13 protein-coding genes are annotated in these 16,514 nt (G+C 66.8%); 11 read left to right on the forward strand and 2 right to left on the reverse strand.

Translation table 11 applies throughout. The features are described 5' to 3' along the window. The first annotated feature begins 21 nt into the window (after positions 1-21). The 5 genes from AB0L63_RS23415 to AB0L63_RS23435 all read left to right on the forward strand — a co-directional run bounded on the left by AB0L63_RS23415 (position 22) and on the right by AB0L63_RS23435 (position 7,352). Positions 22-531, forward strand: a complete 510-nt coding sequence (locus AB0L63_RS23415) for a hypothetical protein (RefSeq protein WP_364504599.1) — start codon at positions 22-24, stop codon at positions 529-531. Beyond that, positions 531-1,907, forward strand: coding sequence for a hypothetical protein (locus AB0L63_RS23420; RefSeq protein WP_364504601.1), 1,377 nt, complete (start codon positions 531-533; stop codon positions 1,905-1,907). Before AB0L63_RS23415 ends, AB0L63_RS23420 begins: the two co-directional genes overlap by 1 nt. A gap of 189 nt (positions 1,908-2,096) precedes the next feature. Then, complete coding sequence (locus tag AB0L63_RS23425; RefSeq protein WP_364504603.1) at positions 2,097-3,437, forward strand: VWA domain-containing protein; 1,341 nt, start codon at positions 2,097-2,099, stop codon at positions 3,435-3,437. A 13-nt stretch (positions 3,438-3,450) separates the two neighbouring features. Continuing rightward, positions 3,451-4,569, forward strand: a complete 1,119-nt coding sequence (locus AB0L63_RS23430; RefSeq protein ID WP_364504605.1) for an AAA family ATPase — start codon at positions 3,451-3,453, stop codon at positions 4,567-4,569. Then, positions 4,566-7,352 (forward strand): DUF5682 family protein, encoded by a 2,787-nt coding sequence (locus AB0L63_RS23435; protein ID WP_364504607.1) that lies wholly within the window; start codon positions 4,566-4,568, stop codon positions 7,350-7,352. The genes AB0L63_RS23430 and AB0L63_RS23435 overlap by 4 nt, the downstream gene beginning before the upstream one ends. 111 nt (positions 7,353-7,463) lie before the next feature. Here the strand turns inward: AB0L63_RS23435 and AB0L63_RS23440 are convergent, their stop codons facing one another. Next, the gene (locus AB0L63_RS23440) at positions 7,464-8,840 is read right to left on the reverse strand and encodes a serine hydrolase domain-containing protein (RefSeq protein ID WP_364504609.1); all 1,377 of its coding nucleotides are present in this window, start codon (positions 8,838-8,840) and stop codon (positions 7,464-7,466) included. Further along, a complete protein-coding gene (locus AB0L63_RS23445; protein WP_364504611.1) occupies positions 8,837-9,115 on the reverse strand; it encodes a hypothetical protein in 279 nt (92 codons plus the stop codon). Before AB0L63_RS23445 ends, AB0L63_RS23440 begins: the two co-directional genes overlap by 4 nt. Before the next feature lie 171 nt (positions 9,116-9,286). On the opposite strand from AB0L63_RS23445, the gene AB0L63_RS23450 reads away from it, so the two are divergent. The 6 genes from AB0L63_RS23450 to AB0L63_RS23475 all read left to right on the forward strand — a co-directional run bounded on the left by AB0L63_RS23450 (position 9,287) and on the right by AB0L63_RS23475 (position 15,985). Then, entirely contained in the window at positions 9,287-10,210 is a 924-nt protein-coding gene (locus AB0L63_RS23450; protein ID WP_364504613.1) for a helix-turn-helix domain-containing protein, read from the forward strand. A gap of 137 nt (positions 10,211-10,347) precedes the next feature. Next, the gene (locus AB0L63_RS23455) at positions 10,348-10,473 is read left to right on the forward strand and encodes a hypothetical protein (RefSeq protein ID WP_364504615.1); all 126 of its coding nucleotides are present in this window, start codon (positions 10,348-10,350) and stop codon (positions 10,471-10,473) included. 115 nt (positions 10,474-10,588) lie between these two features. Beyond that, positions 10,589-11,116 carry an SMI1/KNR4 family protein gene (locus AB0L63_RS23460; RefSeq protein ID WP_364504617.1) on the forward strand — a complete coding sequence of 176 codons (528 nt, stop codon included), beginning with the start codon at positions 10,589-10,591 and terminating at the stop codon, positions 11,114-11,116. An 896-nt stretch (positions 11,117-12,012) separates the two neighbouring features. Beyond that, positions 12,013-13,377, forward strand: a complete 1,365-nt coding sequence (locus tag AB0L63_RS23465; protein ID WP_364504619.1) for a hypothetical protein — start codon at positions 12,013-12,015, stop codon at positions 13,375-13,377. A 131-nt stretch (positions 13,378-13,508) separates the two neighbouring features. Beyond that, a complete protein-coding gene (locus AB0L63_RS23470; RefSeq protein WP_364504621.1) occupies positions 13,509-14,753 on the forward strand; it encodes a MoxR family ATPase in 1,245 nt (414 codons plus the stop codon). Then, positions 14,750-15,985 (forward strand): VWA-like domain-containing protein, encoded by a 1,236-nt coding sequence (locus AB0L63_RS23475; RefSeq protein WP_364504623.1) that lies wholly within the window; start codon positions 14,750-14,752, stop codon positions 15,983-15,985. Before AB0L63_RS23470 ends, AB0L63_RS23475 begins: the two co-directional genes overlap by 4 nt. The last annotated feature ends 529 nt before the right edge of the window (positions 15,986-16,514 follow it).

Here is a 16,514-nt window from a genome sequence, read left to right on the forward strand (position 1 = left end):
GATCGACCGGGAGGGAGAACGATGGCCTCGAATCCGAGTGCCGCGCCGGATGAACCGGCTTGGGAAAGCGCTTCTGTCGTGCGGGTTTTGCCCGCTGTCGCACCGCGCAAACTGAACAAGGTGCCGTTCGTGGAACTGGCCGACGGACGCCTGCAGGGCGTGGTGTCGAGTGGCTCCGATATCTCACGCGTGTACGTGGCATCGGTGACCGCGGGGACCCATGGGCTGAGCTGTAGCACCAATAACAACCGGCCGTGCGGTGGGTTGAACCAGGGATGGGCCTGCAAGCATCTGGACGCACTCATCGATGAAGCGGTGCTCCAGTACGGGCAGGACCGGGTGGCGCGCTTCCTTCGTGTCGAGGTCCCGGAGGGCTCCCGACTCACGAACTGCCTCAATGGAACTCGTGACCCGGCTCCGGCCGCCGCGGTGTTCAGCCGGTTCCTGCGGCATCTGACCTATCTGGAGCTGCCGCGTAGCGCGACGCCGATCCCGGAGTTGCACTGGTTTCCGGCGGGGGTGGGTCGCTGATGCAGGCTGTACAACTGGCCGCGCTGGCGGATGCGCCCACCGGCGTCGCGGCGGCCCTGGACGCGGTGAGCGGCTTCGATATCGCGCTGGTCAACGGCTTCGCCCGGGTTTCCGAACCGCAGAGCGCGGCACTGGTGGCGCTGGCCGCGGCCGTGGCGGGTTCGCCACTGGCCGAGGCGGTGGCGGCGGCGGTGTCGAAGGTGAGCAAGGGGGCGATCGGCACGGATGAGCTGTCGGCACTGGCAGCCGCCCGTGCCGCCCTACTGGGCGCGGTGCACGACGCACTGGTCGACCAAGCCGATACGGCCCTGGGCCGCAATCGATCCGAGTGGACGGCCACACCGGATGCCGCCGCCCCGAGCCCGCTCGCGGCGGGTTCTCGCGCCTGGCTGGGCGAATTGGCCATCGCCGGATGGCGCGGCGTGGACCACGACCTGGTGGCGGCCGCGGATCAGACCGTGCAGTCGCTGCTGGCCGAACCCGCGCTGCGGCGGCTGGCGATGCTGCTGGACGGCTTCACCGCCGAACTGGGCGCGTCCGCACCGATCGCCACCATGGACCGGGTACCCGCGCGACGCTGGGCCGATCTGTGGACGCGCGCCCTGCTGCTGTCCTGGCGTGGCGCGGAATCCATTGTGAGCGAGTCTGTTTCGGGTCGCCTGCTGCCGCTGGGCGTGGACCTGCACGAGCACGGGACCGCGGTGCAGGTACAGGTGCACGGCGTGCTGGAGGTTGCGGGCGCACCAGCCCGCCGAGTACAGGCGTCGGTGGCGGCGACCAAGGTGGACACCATTGTGGGACCGGCGGTTTGGCAGTTGCTGAGCACGCACCGGCAGTTGCTCACCGCGCTGGCCGAGCATCGCGCGCTGGAGCTCACCGGCATGCCGCTGACGGCGACCGGTGACCTGCTGTGGGATGACGATCGGGCGAAGGCCGGGGAGGCCGCCGATCCGTTCGTCACCGCCACCGTGCAGTTGCCGCAGGCACAGGCCCCGGCCGTCGCGCCGCTGGATCGCGATCCGGTGCACATCGCCGAACCAGTTGTGCTCGAGGGATACCGGTTCCGTGACGGTGTGCTGGAAATGGGTGAGCAGCGGATCCGGGTGGAGCTGGACGCGCTGCCGTCCGCCAGTCCGCTCACTCCGGCCGGGGTGACCGGTTCCGGCGCCATGATCGGATTGCTGCGCTGGGATGCGGGCGTCTGGTCGGTGCGGCCGCTGGCCGTGCAGCGCAAGGTCAAGGGCGCGCTCACCACCTTCCACAACGGTGATTGGGCGCTCGGCCCGACGGATCCGAAAGTCGCCAAGGCACAGGCTCGGTCGGGCGATGCCGTGGCAGTGCTGCGCGAGCGCGCGGGACGGTTGCTGCGCAATTGACATCTTCCCCGCCCTAAAGGACAGGGATTCCTGGCTTCGCAGTCAGGGGTTCCTGCTTCGTCGCCGACCGCCCGAAAGGAGTACTCCTTTGAGGTCTTACACCAGCTCCACAGGCTGCCACCGCCAGCCCGGCGGCCGGCTTGCGTTTCCTCCCGGCCTGAAGGCCGGGGTTCCCACGGAAGAATCTCGATGACGAATCATGAAACGCGACGCCAGATCCTGTACTGGCGTCTCCTGGCCGGTGTCTTCACCGGAGATCAGCAACCGACGCTGGAGCAGGCCAGCGCGGGCATCGTCGACGATCTGGGTTTGCCGCTGGCCGTGCTCGATCCGAGCATCTCCATCGACAATGTGGTGCAACGCTATCCGGAGATGCAGGCGGAGTTCGAAAGCCTCGACTTCTCCGAAACCGGTGACTCCGCGACCGAGGAAGCGGCAACCGATGACGGCGGGAACGAGACCGAAGCCGCCGCGCCCCAATCCATCGGCGCGGCCGATGTCCGCACCGCCGCACTGGTTTCCAAGCTGCTGCTGAACGTCTTCGCCACCGGCTCCGGCCAGGTCAGCGCCACTCAGCTGGCGGGCTGGCAGTCCGACGCCAACTGGCTGCGCCGCAGCCTGGGCGAGGAGCAGGCCGGCACCGTGCAAGGCGTGCTCACCGGGCTGGAAGGCGAACTGGTGTCCCGCATGCGGCTGCGCGAAGTGCTGGCCGATCCGCACCTGGCCGCCCAGCTCACCCCGAGCATGTCGCTCATCGAACAACTGTTGCGCGACAAGCACAATCTGTCCGGCGTGGCCCTGGCCAATGCCAAGCGCCTCATCCGTCGCTACATCGACGAGGTCGCCGAGGTCCTGCGCGCCCAGGTGCACCAGACCAGCGTCGGCACCGTTGACCGCTCGGTCCCGCCCAAGCGGATCCTGCGCAACCTGGATGTGGACCGGACCATCTGGAAGAACCTGCCCAACTGGAACCCCGAGGACGAGCGCCTCTACGTCGACCGGCTCTACTATCGCCAGACCGCCAAGCGCACCGTCCCCGCTCGCATGATCGTGGTGGTGGACCAGTCCGGTTCCATGGTCGACTCCATGGTGAACTGCACCATTCTGGCGTCGATCTTCGCGGGCCTGCCCAAGGTGGATGTGCATCTCATCGCCTACGACACCCGCGCCCTGGATCTCACCCCGTGGGTGCACGACCCGTTCGAGGTGCTGTTGCGGACCAATCTCGGTGGCGGCAACGACGGCCCGGTCGCCATGGCCATGGCCCAACCCAAGATCACCGACCCGAAGAACACCGTGCTGGTGTGGATTTCGGACTTCTACGAGTTCGACCGCTCCCAGCCGTTGTTCGAGGCCATGGAGGCGGTGCACCGCTCCGGGGTGAAGCTCATCCCGGTCGGCTCGGTGAACAGCTCCGGCCACCAGAGCGTCAACCCATGGTTCCGTGAACGGTTCAAAAACCTTGGCACCCCGGTGATTTCCGGACGCATCCAGAAGCTCGTGCACGAACTCAAGAACTTTCTCGACTAGGAGACCAGCCATCATGAACGACGTTTTGCGCGCCCCCGCCGAGGTCAAGTACGCCGAGGAACTGGATTGGCTGGAGTCCGTCGACGACGGCCCCAAGCCGTTCGCGTGGCGGCTGAGCCCGAAGATGGTGCGGCTGTTCATTCTCGGCTCCGAACGCGCCGACGGACTGGACCGCCAGGTGGAGCAGAAGTGGTTCGGTGACCGCAGTTTCGTCGAGCGCAGCATCGTCACCCTGGCCTCGGACCGGGGTCTGCTGCTCATCGGTGATCCGGGTACCGGCAAGAGCTGGCTGGCCGAGCTGCTGTCCGCGGCCATCAGCCGCAACTCCACGCTGGTGGTGCAGGGCACCGCCGGCACCACCGAGGACCACATCAAGTACTCGTGGAACATCTCCATGGTCATCGCCAAGGGCCAGTCGCGGGAGTCGATGATTCCATCCCCGATCATGGCCGCCATGGAGCAGGGCGTGATCGGCCGCTTCGAGGAGCTCACCCGCTCCACCAGCGACGTGCAGGACGCACTGATCTCCATCCTGTCGGAGAAGTACGTCTCCATCCCCGAGCTCGACGACGACAATGTGGTGTTCGCGCAGCCGGGCTTCTCCATCATCGCCACCGCCAACAGCCGCGACCGGGGTGTGAACGACCTGTCCTCGGCGCTCAAGCGGCGCTTCAACTTCGTGCGCATTCCGGTGGTGTCCAACAAGAAAAGCGAGGCGGAGATCGTGCGCTTCCGCACTGCGGAACTGCTGCGCCGCCATTCCATCGAACTGGAACTGCCGCCCACGCTGCTGGACATCCTGCTGGAGAGTTTCGCCGATCTGCGCGCCGCCGCGGCCGCCGCCACCAGCGACGACGACAAGCTGGAATCGGCGCTGTCCACCGCTGAGCAGATCGGCGTGCTCGAGGACGCCATCCTGCACAGCCAGTTCTTCGGTGCGAAGGAATTGGGCGCCGAGACCCTCGCCGGTTCGCTGATCGGATCCCTGGCCCGGCGCACACCCGAGGACTTAGCCATTCTGAACAAGTACCTGCACGGGGTGGTCGAGCCACGCGCCAAGGACAAGAAGGGCAATGCCGCCTGGGGCGAATTCCTGGAGGGCGGCCAGGCGGCGATCGCGAGGCTGTCGTGATCGCCTCCGATACCCGGCCCACGCCGAATACCTTTGCCGCGCTGCGGGATCAACTGGCGAACGCGGCCGTCGCGTTCGCCGGGACGGCGGGCGACATCCTGGCGGGCATGGTCGACGATGTCGACCGGGCGCTGTCCGAGCGGCTGGAGATCTTCCCGGTCTGTCACCACTCGCCCGCCTCCGGTCTGGCAATGGTGCGGCGGCTGCGCGAAAAGCAGCCGAGCGTCATCTACCTGGAACTGTGCGAAGACATGCGGCCACTGCTGGACGAACTGCGCAACTGCCGGTTGCCGGTTGCCTTGCAGGCCTTCGCCACTGATATCGAGGGTTTCCCGGCGGAGTGGGCGCCGCTGTCGGTGGTCGCGCCGATCACCGAATCGTCGGCCGAATACCAGGCCATCGCCTACGCGCTCGATACGCCGGACGTCGAACTGGTGCTGGTGGATCGGTCCACCGATCACGTCTTCCAGTGGGCTCCTAAAGAGGCGAAGTCGGAAACGTCCGCTGACGGCGAGCAGCCCGAGGACGACGGCCTGCACGGCGAAGCGGTCGGCATCGAAATCGGTGATCTGCGACCACGTTTCGCCGAGCTGGAAGAACACCTGCTCCACCACGGCAAGGTCCGGCACTGGTCGGAATGGTGGGACCAGTACGTCGAGCAGCCGCTCGTGGACGCCGACTACGACACCTACCGCCAGGTCATGGTGATGATCGGCAGCCTGTTCCGGCGGCTGCGGCACGGCAGCACCGTCGAGGACGAGGACCGCGAACGGCACATGTGGACCCGTATGCGGGAACACTTGTCCGCCAACGACATCGATCCGGCACAGGCGTTGTACGTGTGCGGCGCAGCCCATGCGGCCAGCCCGGTCGACCAGTTCGGGCTGACTGCGTCGGAGCCGTTCGAGATCTCGCCGCGCTCGGCCACGAAATGGCACTACGGGCTGATCCCATCCAGCCACTCCGCCATCGAGGCGCAGTTCGGGCTGGCCGGCGGCGCGGTGTCGATCGCAACGGCCACCTGGGCGAAGGGATTGCGGCGCGGCAGATTGCAGTCGTTCCAGCTGGAAGGCCAGCAGGGGACGAAGAAGCGCGCCAAAAAACTGCCGCTGCTCCCGGCAGCAGCGCAAGCCGAAGTAGCGGACCGGCTTTCGGGCTTCCTGTCCCGGCCGCCCGTACTCGACCCACTCGATGAGGCCGAACTCCTGGAGTGGTCGGTGGATATCGTCCGGCTGGCCCGGCGCAATGGCTACTTGGCCAGCACCGCCGACGCCATCGCCATCTTCGAGACCTCGATCCTGCTGGCGGGCTTGCGTAATCGCGCCCGTCCGACGCCATACGACTTCCAGGACGCGGCCGTCACCTGCCTCGAGAAGGACCGGGTGCCGGGGCGGCGCGATGTGCGGCGGCTGTGCGAAATCCTGCTCGGCGGCGACCGCATCGGCCAGGTCGGATACGCGGCACTGCCGCCGCTGGCCCGCGATGTGCTCGACCGGCTGCAACCGCTGGGACTGGACCTGTCCAAGCGGACGCTGCAGCGCGCGCTGCTGGACCTGAAGGTGAATCCGGACTTGCGGCCATGCTCGGATCTGCTGTGGCTGCTGCGCAGGTTGCTGCCGCAGGATGCGCTGCGGCCCATTATGGGTTCGCGCGGACTGGGTGAGACCTCGATCCAGGAGAGCTGGGATATCAGGCTCGGCACATACCAGCGGTCGCTGGTGGAGCTCGGCTACGAGGGCGTGTCGGTCGAGCAGGTGCTGGAGCAGCGCCTGCGACGTACGGTCGACGCACCGGACACGACAGCGGCGGTGGCGCTGGGCGCGGTCGAGGACGCGCTGGTCTATCTGGGATCGGTCCGGCTCGCCGCCGAGCTGGGGAATCGCGCGGTCGAACTCCTCGCCGCCGAACGAACGGTGGACGACGCACCCATCGTGCTGCGGCGCATCCGGGTACTGCTCAACTACTTCCGCTCCACCGAAGCCGGCCTGCCGACGTGGTGCGAACGGTTCGTGACGGCCGGGTACGCGCACTACTGCACCCTGCTGCCCACCGCTTTCGCCGCCGAGGAGACCGGACCGGCGCAGGTGGCGGCCATGCTGGGTTTCCTGTTCGGGATGGAGAACCTGGCGCTGACGCTGGGCTGCGATCACACCCAGCTGGAACTGGCGGTGCTGCAATCGCATCCGGAGGCACCTTCCAAGATGGCCCTGTTGTGGGCGGCGAGGTTCCAGCTCGGCATGCTGACCATGGCCGAGCTGCGCGAGCGGTGCGACGGGATGCTGGCGAATCCACTGGTGCTGCCGACGGTTCCGCAGTACGTGAGCGGTTTCGTGCAGGCCATCGACCCTGCTCCGGCGCTGAAACCCTTTGTGGTGGAGCTGTTGTCGAAGGCCTTCGGCACGCTGCCGGACGCGGTGCTACTGCCATGGCTGCCGAAACTCATCACCACCCTGAAGGACCAGGCGGGCGACCTGATCCCGGGGCTGGTCCGGGAAGCGGGCCGCACCTTTCCTGGCGCACTGCCCGCCGTGGACACCTTCGTGCCGCCCTGGTCGATCGAATTCACCACGGCCGCAACGCCGGTGGCGGCGGCACCACGCGGGCCGGTCACCGAACTACTGGCCGCCCACCCCGCCGCCTGCGACGCGCTCGCCGGACTGCTCGGCGTCGAGGGCGGCTGGCAGGAGGCCGGAAACCGCGAGGTAACCGATTTGCTCGACCGGTTTCCCACAACCGCCGCCGCGCTGGCGGCGCAGCTCGGAGTATCAGCCGCGCGGAGCTGACGCGGGCCTGGTCGGTCCGTCCCCGAAATGGGCGGACGGGTGGCCGCCGAACTGGCCCGGCCGATTGAGGTCGCGGCTTATCGATAACGGATCCGCACGGTTATTCATAGGTCAGCTCAGTCGTGGGTTCACCCGGCAGTTGGTGTGGAGGTATTGGGCGGTGCCGTTGGCGAAGTCGTAGATCGCGACTGTCTGGGCGTCCTCCAGCGGATCCGCCGGTGGCATCAGGAAATGTGTCTCGCTCACCGGGAGCAGTTCGTATCTGATGTGGTCTGGTTTCTGCAGCAACTCTGCCTGCATCGGGTCGAGGACCAAGGTCAGGTACAGCTTTCCGCCCTTGGCTGACACCTCGTACCGCGCGCCGGGTCGCCCGTAGACGCCTTCATACCTGGCCAGGTCGAGGTTCAGCGTCGGATCCGGTGCGGGCAGATCCGGGATGGCGGCCGTGCCGAGGTCAATGAGGATCTCGTTGAACACCTTGCGGTAGAAGCTTTCCCGCGGTCCGCCATTGGTCAGCATCGCGATGGCGGTGCCGGAGTCCGGCAGGAGCCGGAGCCGGGCGTTCTGACCGATCGTGCTGCCGTCGGTGGCGTAGACGGTTTCGCCGCGCCAGTCACAAACGATGAGTCCGAGCGCCCATTCCGGCCCGAACATGTACGGATCCGGTACCGGCACCCGCGAACTCGCCATCTCTCTGATGCTGTCGGCCGAGACGATGCGCTTCCCGTTCGGCGCCGTGCCGCTGTTGAGGAGAACGTGCGCCATCGCGAGCACCTCCCTGGTCGTCGAGGTGATGCCGCCGCCGGCCCCGAAGGCGCGCGGCAAGTGGTCCACCGGTGTGATGATGGGGCCTTCGTCCAGGGAACGGATCAGGTGCCCGGTCGCGGCCCGGGTGTGGTCCACCTGTTCACGCCAACTGTTCGTGCTGGTCAGTCCCATGGGGTCGAAGAGGCGATCCTGCATGACGTCGTCCCAGCGTTTGCCGTCGATTACCTCCAGGATCCGAGCGAGGATGGCGTAGCCAAGCGCCGCGCTGTAACCGTGGGTGTAGCCCAGCGGGAAGACCTGGGGCGCGGTGGTGATGTTGTCCACGATGCGCTCGTAGACGTCGTCGCCTTCGCCGGGATCATCGAAGACTTCCTCGATGCCGTTGGCGTGGTACAGCAGGTGACGAGGGGTGACCTTGGCGCTTGCCTCGGGATCGGCCACTGTGAAACCGGGCAGGTAGGTCCGCACCGGCGCGTCCAGGTCGACCTTGCCTTCGTCGACGAGCTGCATGAAGGCCAGCGCGGTCCAGGTCTTGGTCATGGAGCCGCACTGGTAAATGGTGTCCGTTGTCGCGGGTTCCCGCGTTTCCACGTTCTTGACGCCGATCGCGAATTCGGCGATCTCTCCATCGTGGAGCACACCGATCGCCGCGCTCGGAATGGCGTACTCCGCCAGGAGTTCGGCGACTCGGGCCTGAAGGCGCGGCGTGTCGATCGTCATCGCGGGAGACCGACCGCGTTCGCGGCATCCGCTTCGAAATACTCGGTCGTGGCGTACGTGCCGGCGTGCGCCTCGACGAAGTCCTGAACATCCTCCACGGAGTCGTGGGTGATGATGTTCACCGCCTTGGCCCCGTCCTTGCTCGCGACCGCCACCTTCCACTTGGCGCCCTTGGGGAGCTTGGCGTGCGCCTTCTTCAGGCCATCCCAGAACTTTTCGATGTCCGAGACGGTCGACACGGCTATCACATGCATCATGGTGTCCTCGCTGTTCAATCTTTCCGAATATGGAAAAGCTACGTTGCATTTTGTGATCCATCAACATACAAACTGAATAAAGGCAGGTAAAAACGAAATTCGTTGCAACAGGATTGCGAATGAATGCAATTACCCACTGCGGTTCGTTGCAATGTACTGTGGGTGAACGCAAGGAGAGGAGGTGCGCCGGTGCCGGGAGGCAGACTGACCCATCGAGACCGTCGCCGAATCGCGGCCTGGCTGGCCGACGGGCTCGGGTACGCCGAGATCGGCCGTCGGCTCGGTCGGCCGACGTCCACGATCAGTCGCGAGGTCGCACGCAACACTGCGCCCGGTGACTACCTGGCCGACCACGCGCAGCAAGCCGCCAGCCACCGCGCCCGCCGACGCAAGCCAACCCGACCCAGCGAGTCCGCGACCGACGCGCAGCCGACCGAGATGGTGCGCGGCTTCGTGGACCAGTTCGCGACCCTGCTGGCAGCGACCGGACTGCCCCGGATGACCGCACGGGTGTTCGCCTGCCTGCTCACCGCCGACGCCGGCGGCCTGACGTCAGCCGACCTGGTGGGGCGGCTACACGTCAGCCCGGCGTCGGTATCCAAGTCCATCGGCTACCTCGAAGGCATGAAACTGGTACTGCGCCAACCGGACTCCGGTGGGCGCCGCGAGCGGTACGTTATCGACGACGACGTCTGGCTCCAGGCATGGCAGGCCGATACCGGCGCGCACCGCGAGATCGCGACCGCCGCGCAGCAGGGCATCGAGATCTTCGGTGCCGACACGACCGCCGGCGCCCGGCTCGACACGATGGGCCAGTTCTTCGGTCGGCTCAGCGAGCAGATGAGCGGCAGCTCCCTCGCCGAGACCGTCGTGTACGACGCGCTGACCGTCATCGCCGCCCTCGTACACGCCGGCCGACCGCTCACCCTGGACACGCTGGCCACCGCGCTCGACTGGCCCCGAGACCGCGCCGTCGCCGCCCTGGACGCGATCCAACATCAACCAGTCATCGCCGATCCCCTTGTCCTGCAGGCCATCGAGCCCTCGACGTACACCCTCATCGCGAGACCGGACCGCCTGAGCCCGGCACAACGCGAAGCACTGGAGAAATGAATCACGCGAGTGCGCCAGCGCCTTCCATGCCGATCGCGTGATGTCGGCTGTTGGCCGAGCACCGATGCATCTGGTTGGTCGGTGAGCGGATGGTCAGTCCGCGGTGAGTCGGGCACTGCGCCGTCGTCGAAATCGACATGGAGTTCGTCTATCTCGACGGTGAATTCGACTCCTGTGTCGAGTTGTTACGGCTGCTCGCCGACGCCCGTGCCATGTTCGACGACATGATCCCAGCGTGCTACCGCAATCCATCGCACCGGTGAGCCATAACCGTCGACCACCATTCGATGTTCCATGCCGAAGCTCCCGAACTGACCGGCTATCAGATCATGTCGGGTTCGACGATTTTGTCTTACCTATCTGACATAGTGCAGCGCCATGGACTGGAAACCGTGGTTGTCACGCTGGAGCGAAGAGTGGATCCGCAGCACGGACCCCACCGAACTGGATGTGGAGGTCCTGCGAGATCGCTGGCTCGGTTTCGCCCCCGCGACCCTGGCGGCCGTAGCTGCGGCCGAGGCACGGATCGGCAGGTCGCTTCCGCCGTCGTACCGGGACTTCCTGCTGACCACAGACGGCTGGCGTGAGACCGGCGGCTTTGTCTGGCGCATGCGCGACACCTCCAACCTCGGCTGGCTACGCGACATAGAACCCCACTGGGAGTGGTGGAACGATCTCGATGAACCTGACCCGGATGCAAGCGATGACAACCCGTTCCGCCGGGGATTGCTGATCTCGTTGGAGGCCGACTCCGGGATTCTGTTCCTCGACCCCGGCGACGTCGACGATACGGGAGAGTGGGCCGCCTACAGCCTGTTCTCGTGGCGGGCCGAACCACCCACTCGCTACGAGTCGTTCACCGCTCTGATGGAGAGCTTGTACGACGAGTTCCACCAGCTACGCTAGCCCGAGGGCGAGACCCGTGATCATTGGAACGCCTCGGTCGAACAGGCCCGGCTCGACGCACTCGTCGGCGATATCGACGGCGCCGCAGCGGTTTTAGAGCAAGCTGAGGAATTTGGTCTAGTGCGCGCCACCGTCCTGCACGTCCATAGCCGCCGCATTCCGGGCGTCCGGTCGGTCATGATCAGCAACTGGGTGAACCGCCCCGACGACGTCCGGTAGTGCGACGATCCGCGCGCTCGGTCGCGCAACGTCATTGGCCAGCAATCGATCTCGCGAACGTCCGCATCTGCCGATTTGCATGCGTGACCGTGCGTGGAGTTTCCAGGCAGTGCCGAGTGCTCGACTGCGTTTTGCCGGCAGACGGTCACTGCGCGGTCGAGTGCGCCGGTCGAGTCGTCTGGTCACCGGGTCCGGCAGCCGAATCTCCGACGCCGTGCGACGACGACCGGCCTGAGCATCCACCAGCGTCGACAACAGTTTGCACCACATCGGCGACAAGATCGCCGCACTGACCCGGATGGCGTCTGGCTCACCACCGAAGGACAGCCCGTCGCCGACTTCGACGCCTCCTCGATCCGGTGGGCCGACGGCTCACCGATCGGTAGGCCATTCACTACCACGCTGCGTCGCAACGGATTCCACTACGACGCCGGCAACCACCGACTCACTCGCACCGGACACGGCCTACCCACTGGGAGTTCCGCTAGCTCGGCGCCGACACCCCACGCATGACCAACATCGTTCGCACACGGTACGAAGTCTGTCCGACAGCGGCCGTCGCGAGCCTGTTCCCCGGCCCATGTTCGGCGAGGTTCGGCAACACGCTCTATGATCGACGCGATGATGATTCCTTCTGATCGCAGATTGGGGGTCCCATTCGTCCAAGGTGAGTGCTGATGCTCACTGCGAAGACGAATGCGGACGATTCCCGCCCTTCTTTCTGGCTGCGCGTGCGTGAGTTCGCCGTGCCGCCCTCCATGATCGAGACCGCTACCGCTCGGCGTTGCGCCGGGGATTGGGGCGGGGCCTGTGCGGCCGCCGGTTTCGATGTCGATGTCGATTTACGTTCTATGACAAGGGCTTACGGCCGGGAGTTGGTGGCCCAGGTCCGGTCCGATCTCCGGCATTTGGCCCCGGACCTGCTGCGCTGGCACCTGCCGAGGGTTGCTCCGGATGGTTTGCTCCGGCCGGGATTGACGATCACGCTAGCTCGTTACCCTGGTGGCAGAGCCGGTTTCGTGCATCTAGTGGTCCGCACCGCACCGGCTTGGGCGGATGCCGGGCAGCGGATCGGCCTCGCGCTGTGGGATGGACCCGGTACCGCAACCGGCTTGCATCCGCATCCCCGGCCGGACCGGCGTTTCCGGATGGACCTACACCGTCACCTCTGGGATGCGCGCAGGGCCGATGAGCTGGGGATACGGTGCGGAGCCGAACCGGGTGCCGACCGGTCGGCGTTGGACCCGGCTCTGCTGGAGATTGTGCCGCGGGATCGCGGCTACGCCGTTGATCGCTGGCGCGCCGAGGCACGAATTCTGCTCGATTCCGAAGGGCTGCAGGAGAATACGTTTCTGGTGCGGCTAGGTGCCCGGCAACGGGTGATTGCCGAACTGGGGCCTGCTGGCTTGCGGATCGCGGCGGCATATCCGGCCGGAGCCGTCTCCGCGCTTCCGGTGCTGCCCGACGCCGCGACCTGGCAACCACCCGACCTGGAACTCCTTCGCACCGGCATGATCTCGCACGATCGACTGCATCCGCTGGTCGCCGCGGCACTGGTGCCGGACTACTCGCCGAGCGAATCCGTCTGGGGGCCAATCCAAGCGGAGCGAACACACCTGGTGGAATGCGGCGGCGAGCAACATCGAATCGGCTTGGTCGATGGTGCGCTGTCCGCGCTGGACCACGACCCGGGCGAGATCCGGCGCGAGGAACTGCTGGCCGCCCTGACCGGCACCCCGCTGCCCTGCTTGCAAGCCATCGATCAGGCACATCGCCAACCGGACTGCCTGACAGGCGTTCGCGAACGTCTCGCACACGGTGATACCGCCGGCGCACTCGCCGTTGTCGAAGGCATGCTCGGTCCCGAGGCGATCCTGCGTGACGGCGCTCTCCGGGACGAACTGGCAGCCACCGCGCAACAGCGAATCATGTATGGGCTCTATCGATCCGGCCTATCCGAACCGCAACTCGCCCCCGAATACCCCGGCGCTCGCCGTCCACGAGATCGCCGCGCGCACCCGCGCAACGCGACGAGCTACTAACCCTGCCAGAGCACTGCGCTCCGGCGCGAGGCAACTGCTTCTCGATCTTACGACTACCGCGCACAGCCGCGCGGCACGACCACTTCCCACCGTCGTATCCGTTGATCCCCCTACAACACAAGGTGATTCATATGTCTGCTGCTGTCACGTCCTCCGCTGCTCACACCTCTGCGGATCACGCTTCCCAGCTCGATATCGCCGCTGATCTGCTGACACTGCTCGGCGAGGCAACCACCGAACCGCGCCCCAACACCCAACTGGAGGCCCTCACCCTGGCGGTGGCCGCTGACCTGCCGGTGCTGCTGTGGGGCGAGCCGGGGATCGGTAAGACTGCGGCCCTGACGCAGCTCGCCGAAGCCCTGGATCTTCCGCTGACCATGGTGATCGCGAGCGTGCATGAGCCGTCGGACTTTTCGGGTCTGCCGATCGTCGGCGACGACCCGTCGGAGCACGGTATTCCGATGGCGCCACCGGACTGGGCGGTGCGATTGGTCCGGGCAGGCCGGGGGCTGCTGTTCCTCGACGAGCTTTCCACCGCGCCGCCCGCCGTGCAGGCTGCCCTGCTGCGGCTCGTGTTGGAGCGGCGGATCGGTTCACTGACGCTGCCGCCCGGCGTCCGGATCGTGGCGGCAGCCAATCCGCGCTCGTCGGCGGCCGATGGCTGGGAGCTGAGCCCGCCGCTGGCTAATCGGTTCGTGCACCTGCAATGGGTGCACGATCACGATGTGGTCGTGCGGGGTCTCGGCGGCACTTGGCCGCGCGCAACACTGCCGCAGCTCGACCCGGAAAGGCTCACGGAGGCAGTGGCGTTCGCGCGTCGCGCGGTGTGCGAGCTGCTCGCGGCGCGCCCGAAGCTCGTGCATCAGATGCCGAGCAGTGAAGCGCGCCGAGGTGGCGCCTGGGCTTCGCCTCGCAGTTGGGAGATGACGCTGCGGCTGATCGCATTCGCCACCGCCGCGGGGTCTTCCAGGGATGTGCTGTCGCTGTTGATCCGGGGCGCAGTCGGGGATGGCCCGGGTTTCGAGCTGCTGACCAGCCTGGACCGGATGGACCTCCCGGACCCCGAGACGCTGCTGGCCGATCCGGCGGGCGCTGAGCTACCCGAGCGCGGGGATCTGCGCCAAGCCGCGCTCGACGGTGTGGTCGCGGCGGTGCGTAAGCGCCCGGAGCGATCCCGCTGGGATGCGGCGTGGGTGCTGCTGGTCCGGGCGATCGAAACCGGCGCGCCGGATCTGGTGGTCGTCCCCGCGACCACACTCGCCACACTGCGCCAGGGGAATTGGGAGGTGCCGGCGTCGATCGAGAAGCTGGCGGGCGTGGTGTCGGTGTCGCAGCGCGCGGATCGCGCCGCCAATCTCGTGCGGGCCGGCCGATGACGGTGCCGGCAGCGGTTCAGAAACTGGATCTGGAAAAGCTCTTCGCCGCCCGGCTGTACGCCGTCCGAGTTCGGCCTTACCTGGCGACCGCCCTTTTTGCTCTGCACATCGTCGAATCGCGCCGCGTCCCGACGATGAGTGTGGACCGGTACTGGCGCTGCTACGTTTCGCCCGCGTTCGTGGACAGCCTGCCCGTCGAGGAATTGGCCGGGGTCTTTGTGCACGAGGTCTCGCACCTGCTGCGCGACCATCACGGCCGTGGTGAGCGCTTCGCCCGCGAGCACGAGTTGAGCGGCCCTGGGGAACGGCTGCGCATAAATATCGCCGCAGATTTCGAGATCAACGACGACATCTTCGGGGATGGACTGGTCCGCCCGGAGGGCGCGATCCTGCCCGCCGACATCGACTTGCCCGCAGGCAAACTCATGGAGGAGTACCTGCGGGAGTTCCGGTTCGCAACGTACACGCCGGGCATGGCGTGGCTCGATTGTGGCAGCGGCGCCGACGGTCTGGAACGCGAGTGGGAGCTCGGGCCGCTCGGCGCGGACGGCCTCAGCGAACAGGAACGCGACGGCGTGCGCTTCCGGGTGGCGCAGGGCATTATCGGCCGCCCGGGCAACGTGCCCGAAGGATGGCGGCGCTGGGCACAGGACGCATTCCATCCACCGCAGCCGTGGCGCGACCTGCTCGGCGCGGCACTTCGCGCGGCCGTCTCCGCGCCCGGGGTTGGCGAGGGCTACACCTATGGCCGGCCAGCGCGACGCTCGGCTAGTGTGCCCGGCGTCATCCTGCCGAGCCTGCGGCGCACGCCACCTCGCGTCAGCGTGATCATCGATACCTCCGGTTCGGTCAGCGACGCCGAACTCGGCAGCGCCCTACTCGAAGTGACCGCCATCTGCCGCGCTGCGGGCGGCCGCCGCGACCTGGTCACCGTGTTGTCCTGCGACGCGGCCGCCCGGATCGCGCACCCGCTGTGCGCGGCCGAGGGCATACCGCTGGTAGGCGGTGGCGGAACCGACCTACGCACAGGCTTCGCCAAAGCCCTTCGCGCCCAACCCCGCCCGGACGTTGTCGTGGTCCTCACCGACGGTCAGACGCCCTGGCCCGAGGCCAAGCCGTGTTGCCGCACCGTCGTGGGCCTGTTCCGCCGGGCCGCTTCGTGGAGCGAACGCGATCCCGGTTACGTTCCGGACAGACCGCCGGCGTGGGCGCGAGTCGTCGAAATCGGCTAGCTGATCACACGGTGTGGAGGTTGCGCACGTCTTCTTCGACATCGAAATGCGATCGGCCAGCCGGTCAGGGAGGGTGCGAGTTTTCACCCTGGGGTGGGTGTTGCGCGATCCGTTCACAGACGAGGATTGATCCTGTGCACATCGTGATCGATATCGCGCCCAGGGAAGTGATGCAGATGCCTCTTGCTGTTCAGTCTCTGTCTTCTCGTCCCGGGACCGAGTCGCGGGCAGCGAGGCCGACCTCTGCCCCGCAGAGCTCGGCCTCGAGCTACGAATCGATCCCCCGGACGCCCGGCAGGCGAATGTGCTCGCGTGCCCGGCGCCGCATCCTGTTGTCGATGACCATTACCGGTGGACTCATGCTGTTCGGCCCCAGCGTCTTGGGGATGTCGGGGTCGCTGCCGCTACCGGCATTACCGGCGGCCTCCGCGTCGTCGTTCGATATCGCCTCGCAAAGCCACGGGCACCCGCCGATGCTTCGGTGTCCTCGCTTCGACTGCTAACTCAGTTCCTTACCGGGCGGCGGGGG

It is taken from the genome of Nocardia sp. NPDC051990, from assembly GCF_040680755.1.
In the GTDB taxonomy this organism is placed as follows: Bacteria; Actinomycetota; Actinomycetes; order Mycobacteriales; family Mycobacteriaceae; genus Nocardia.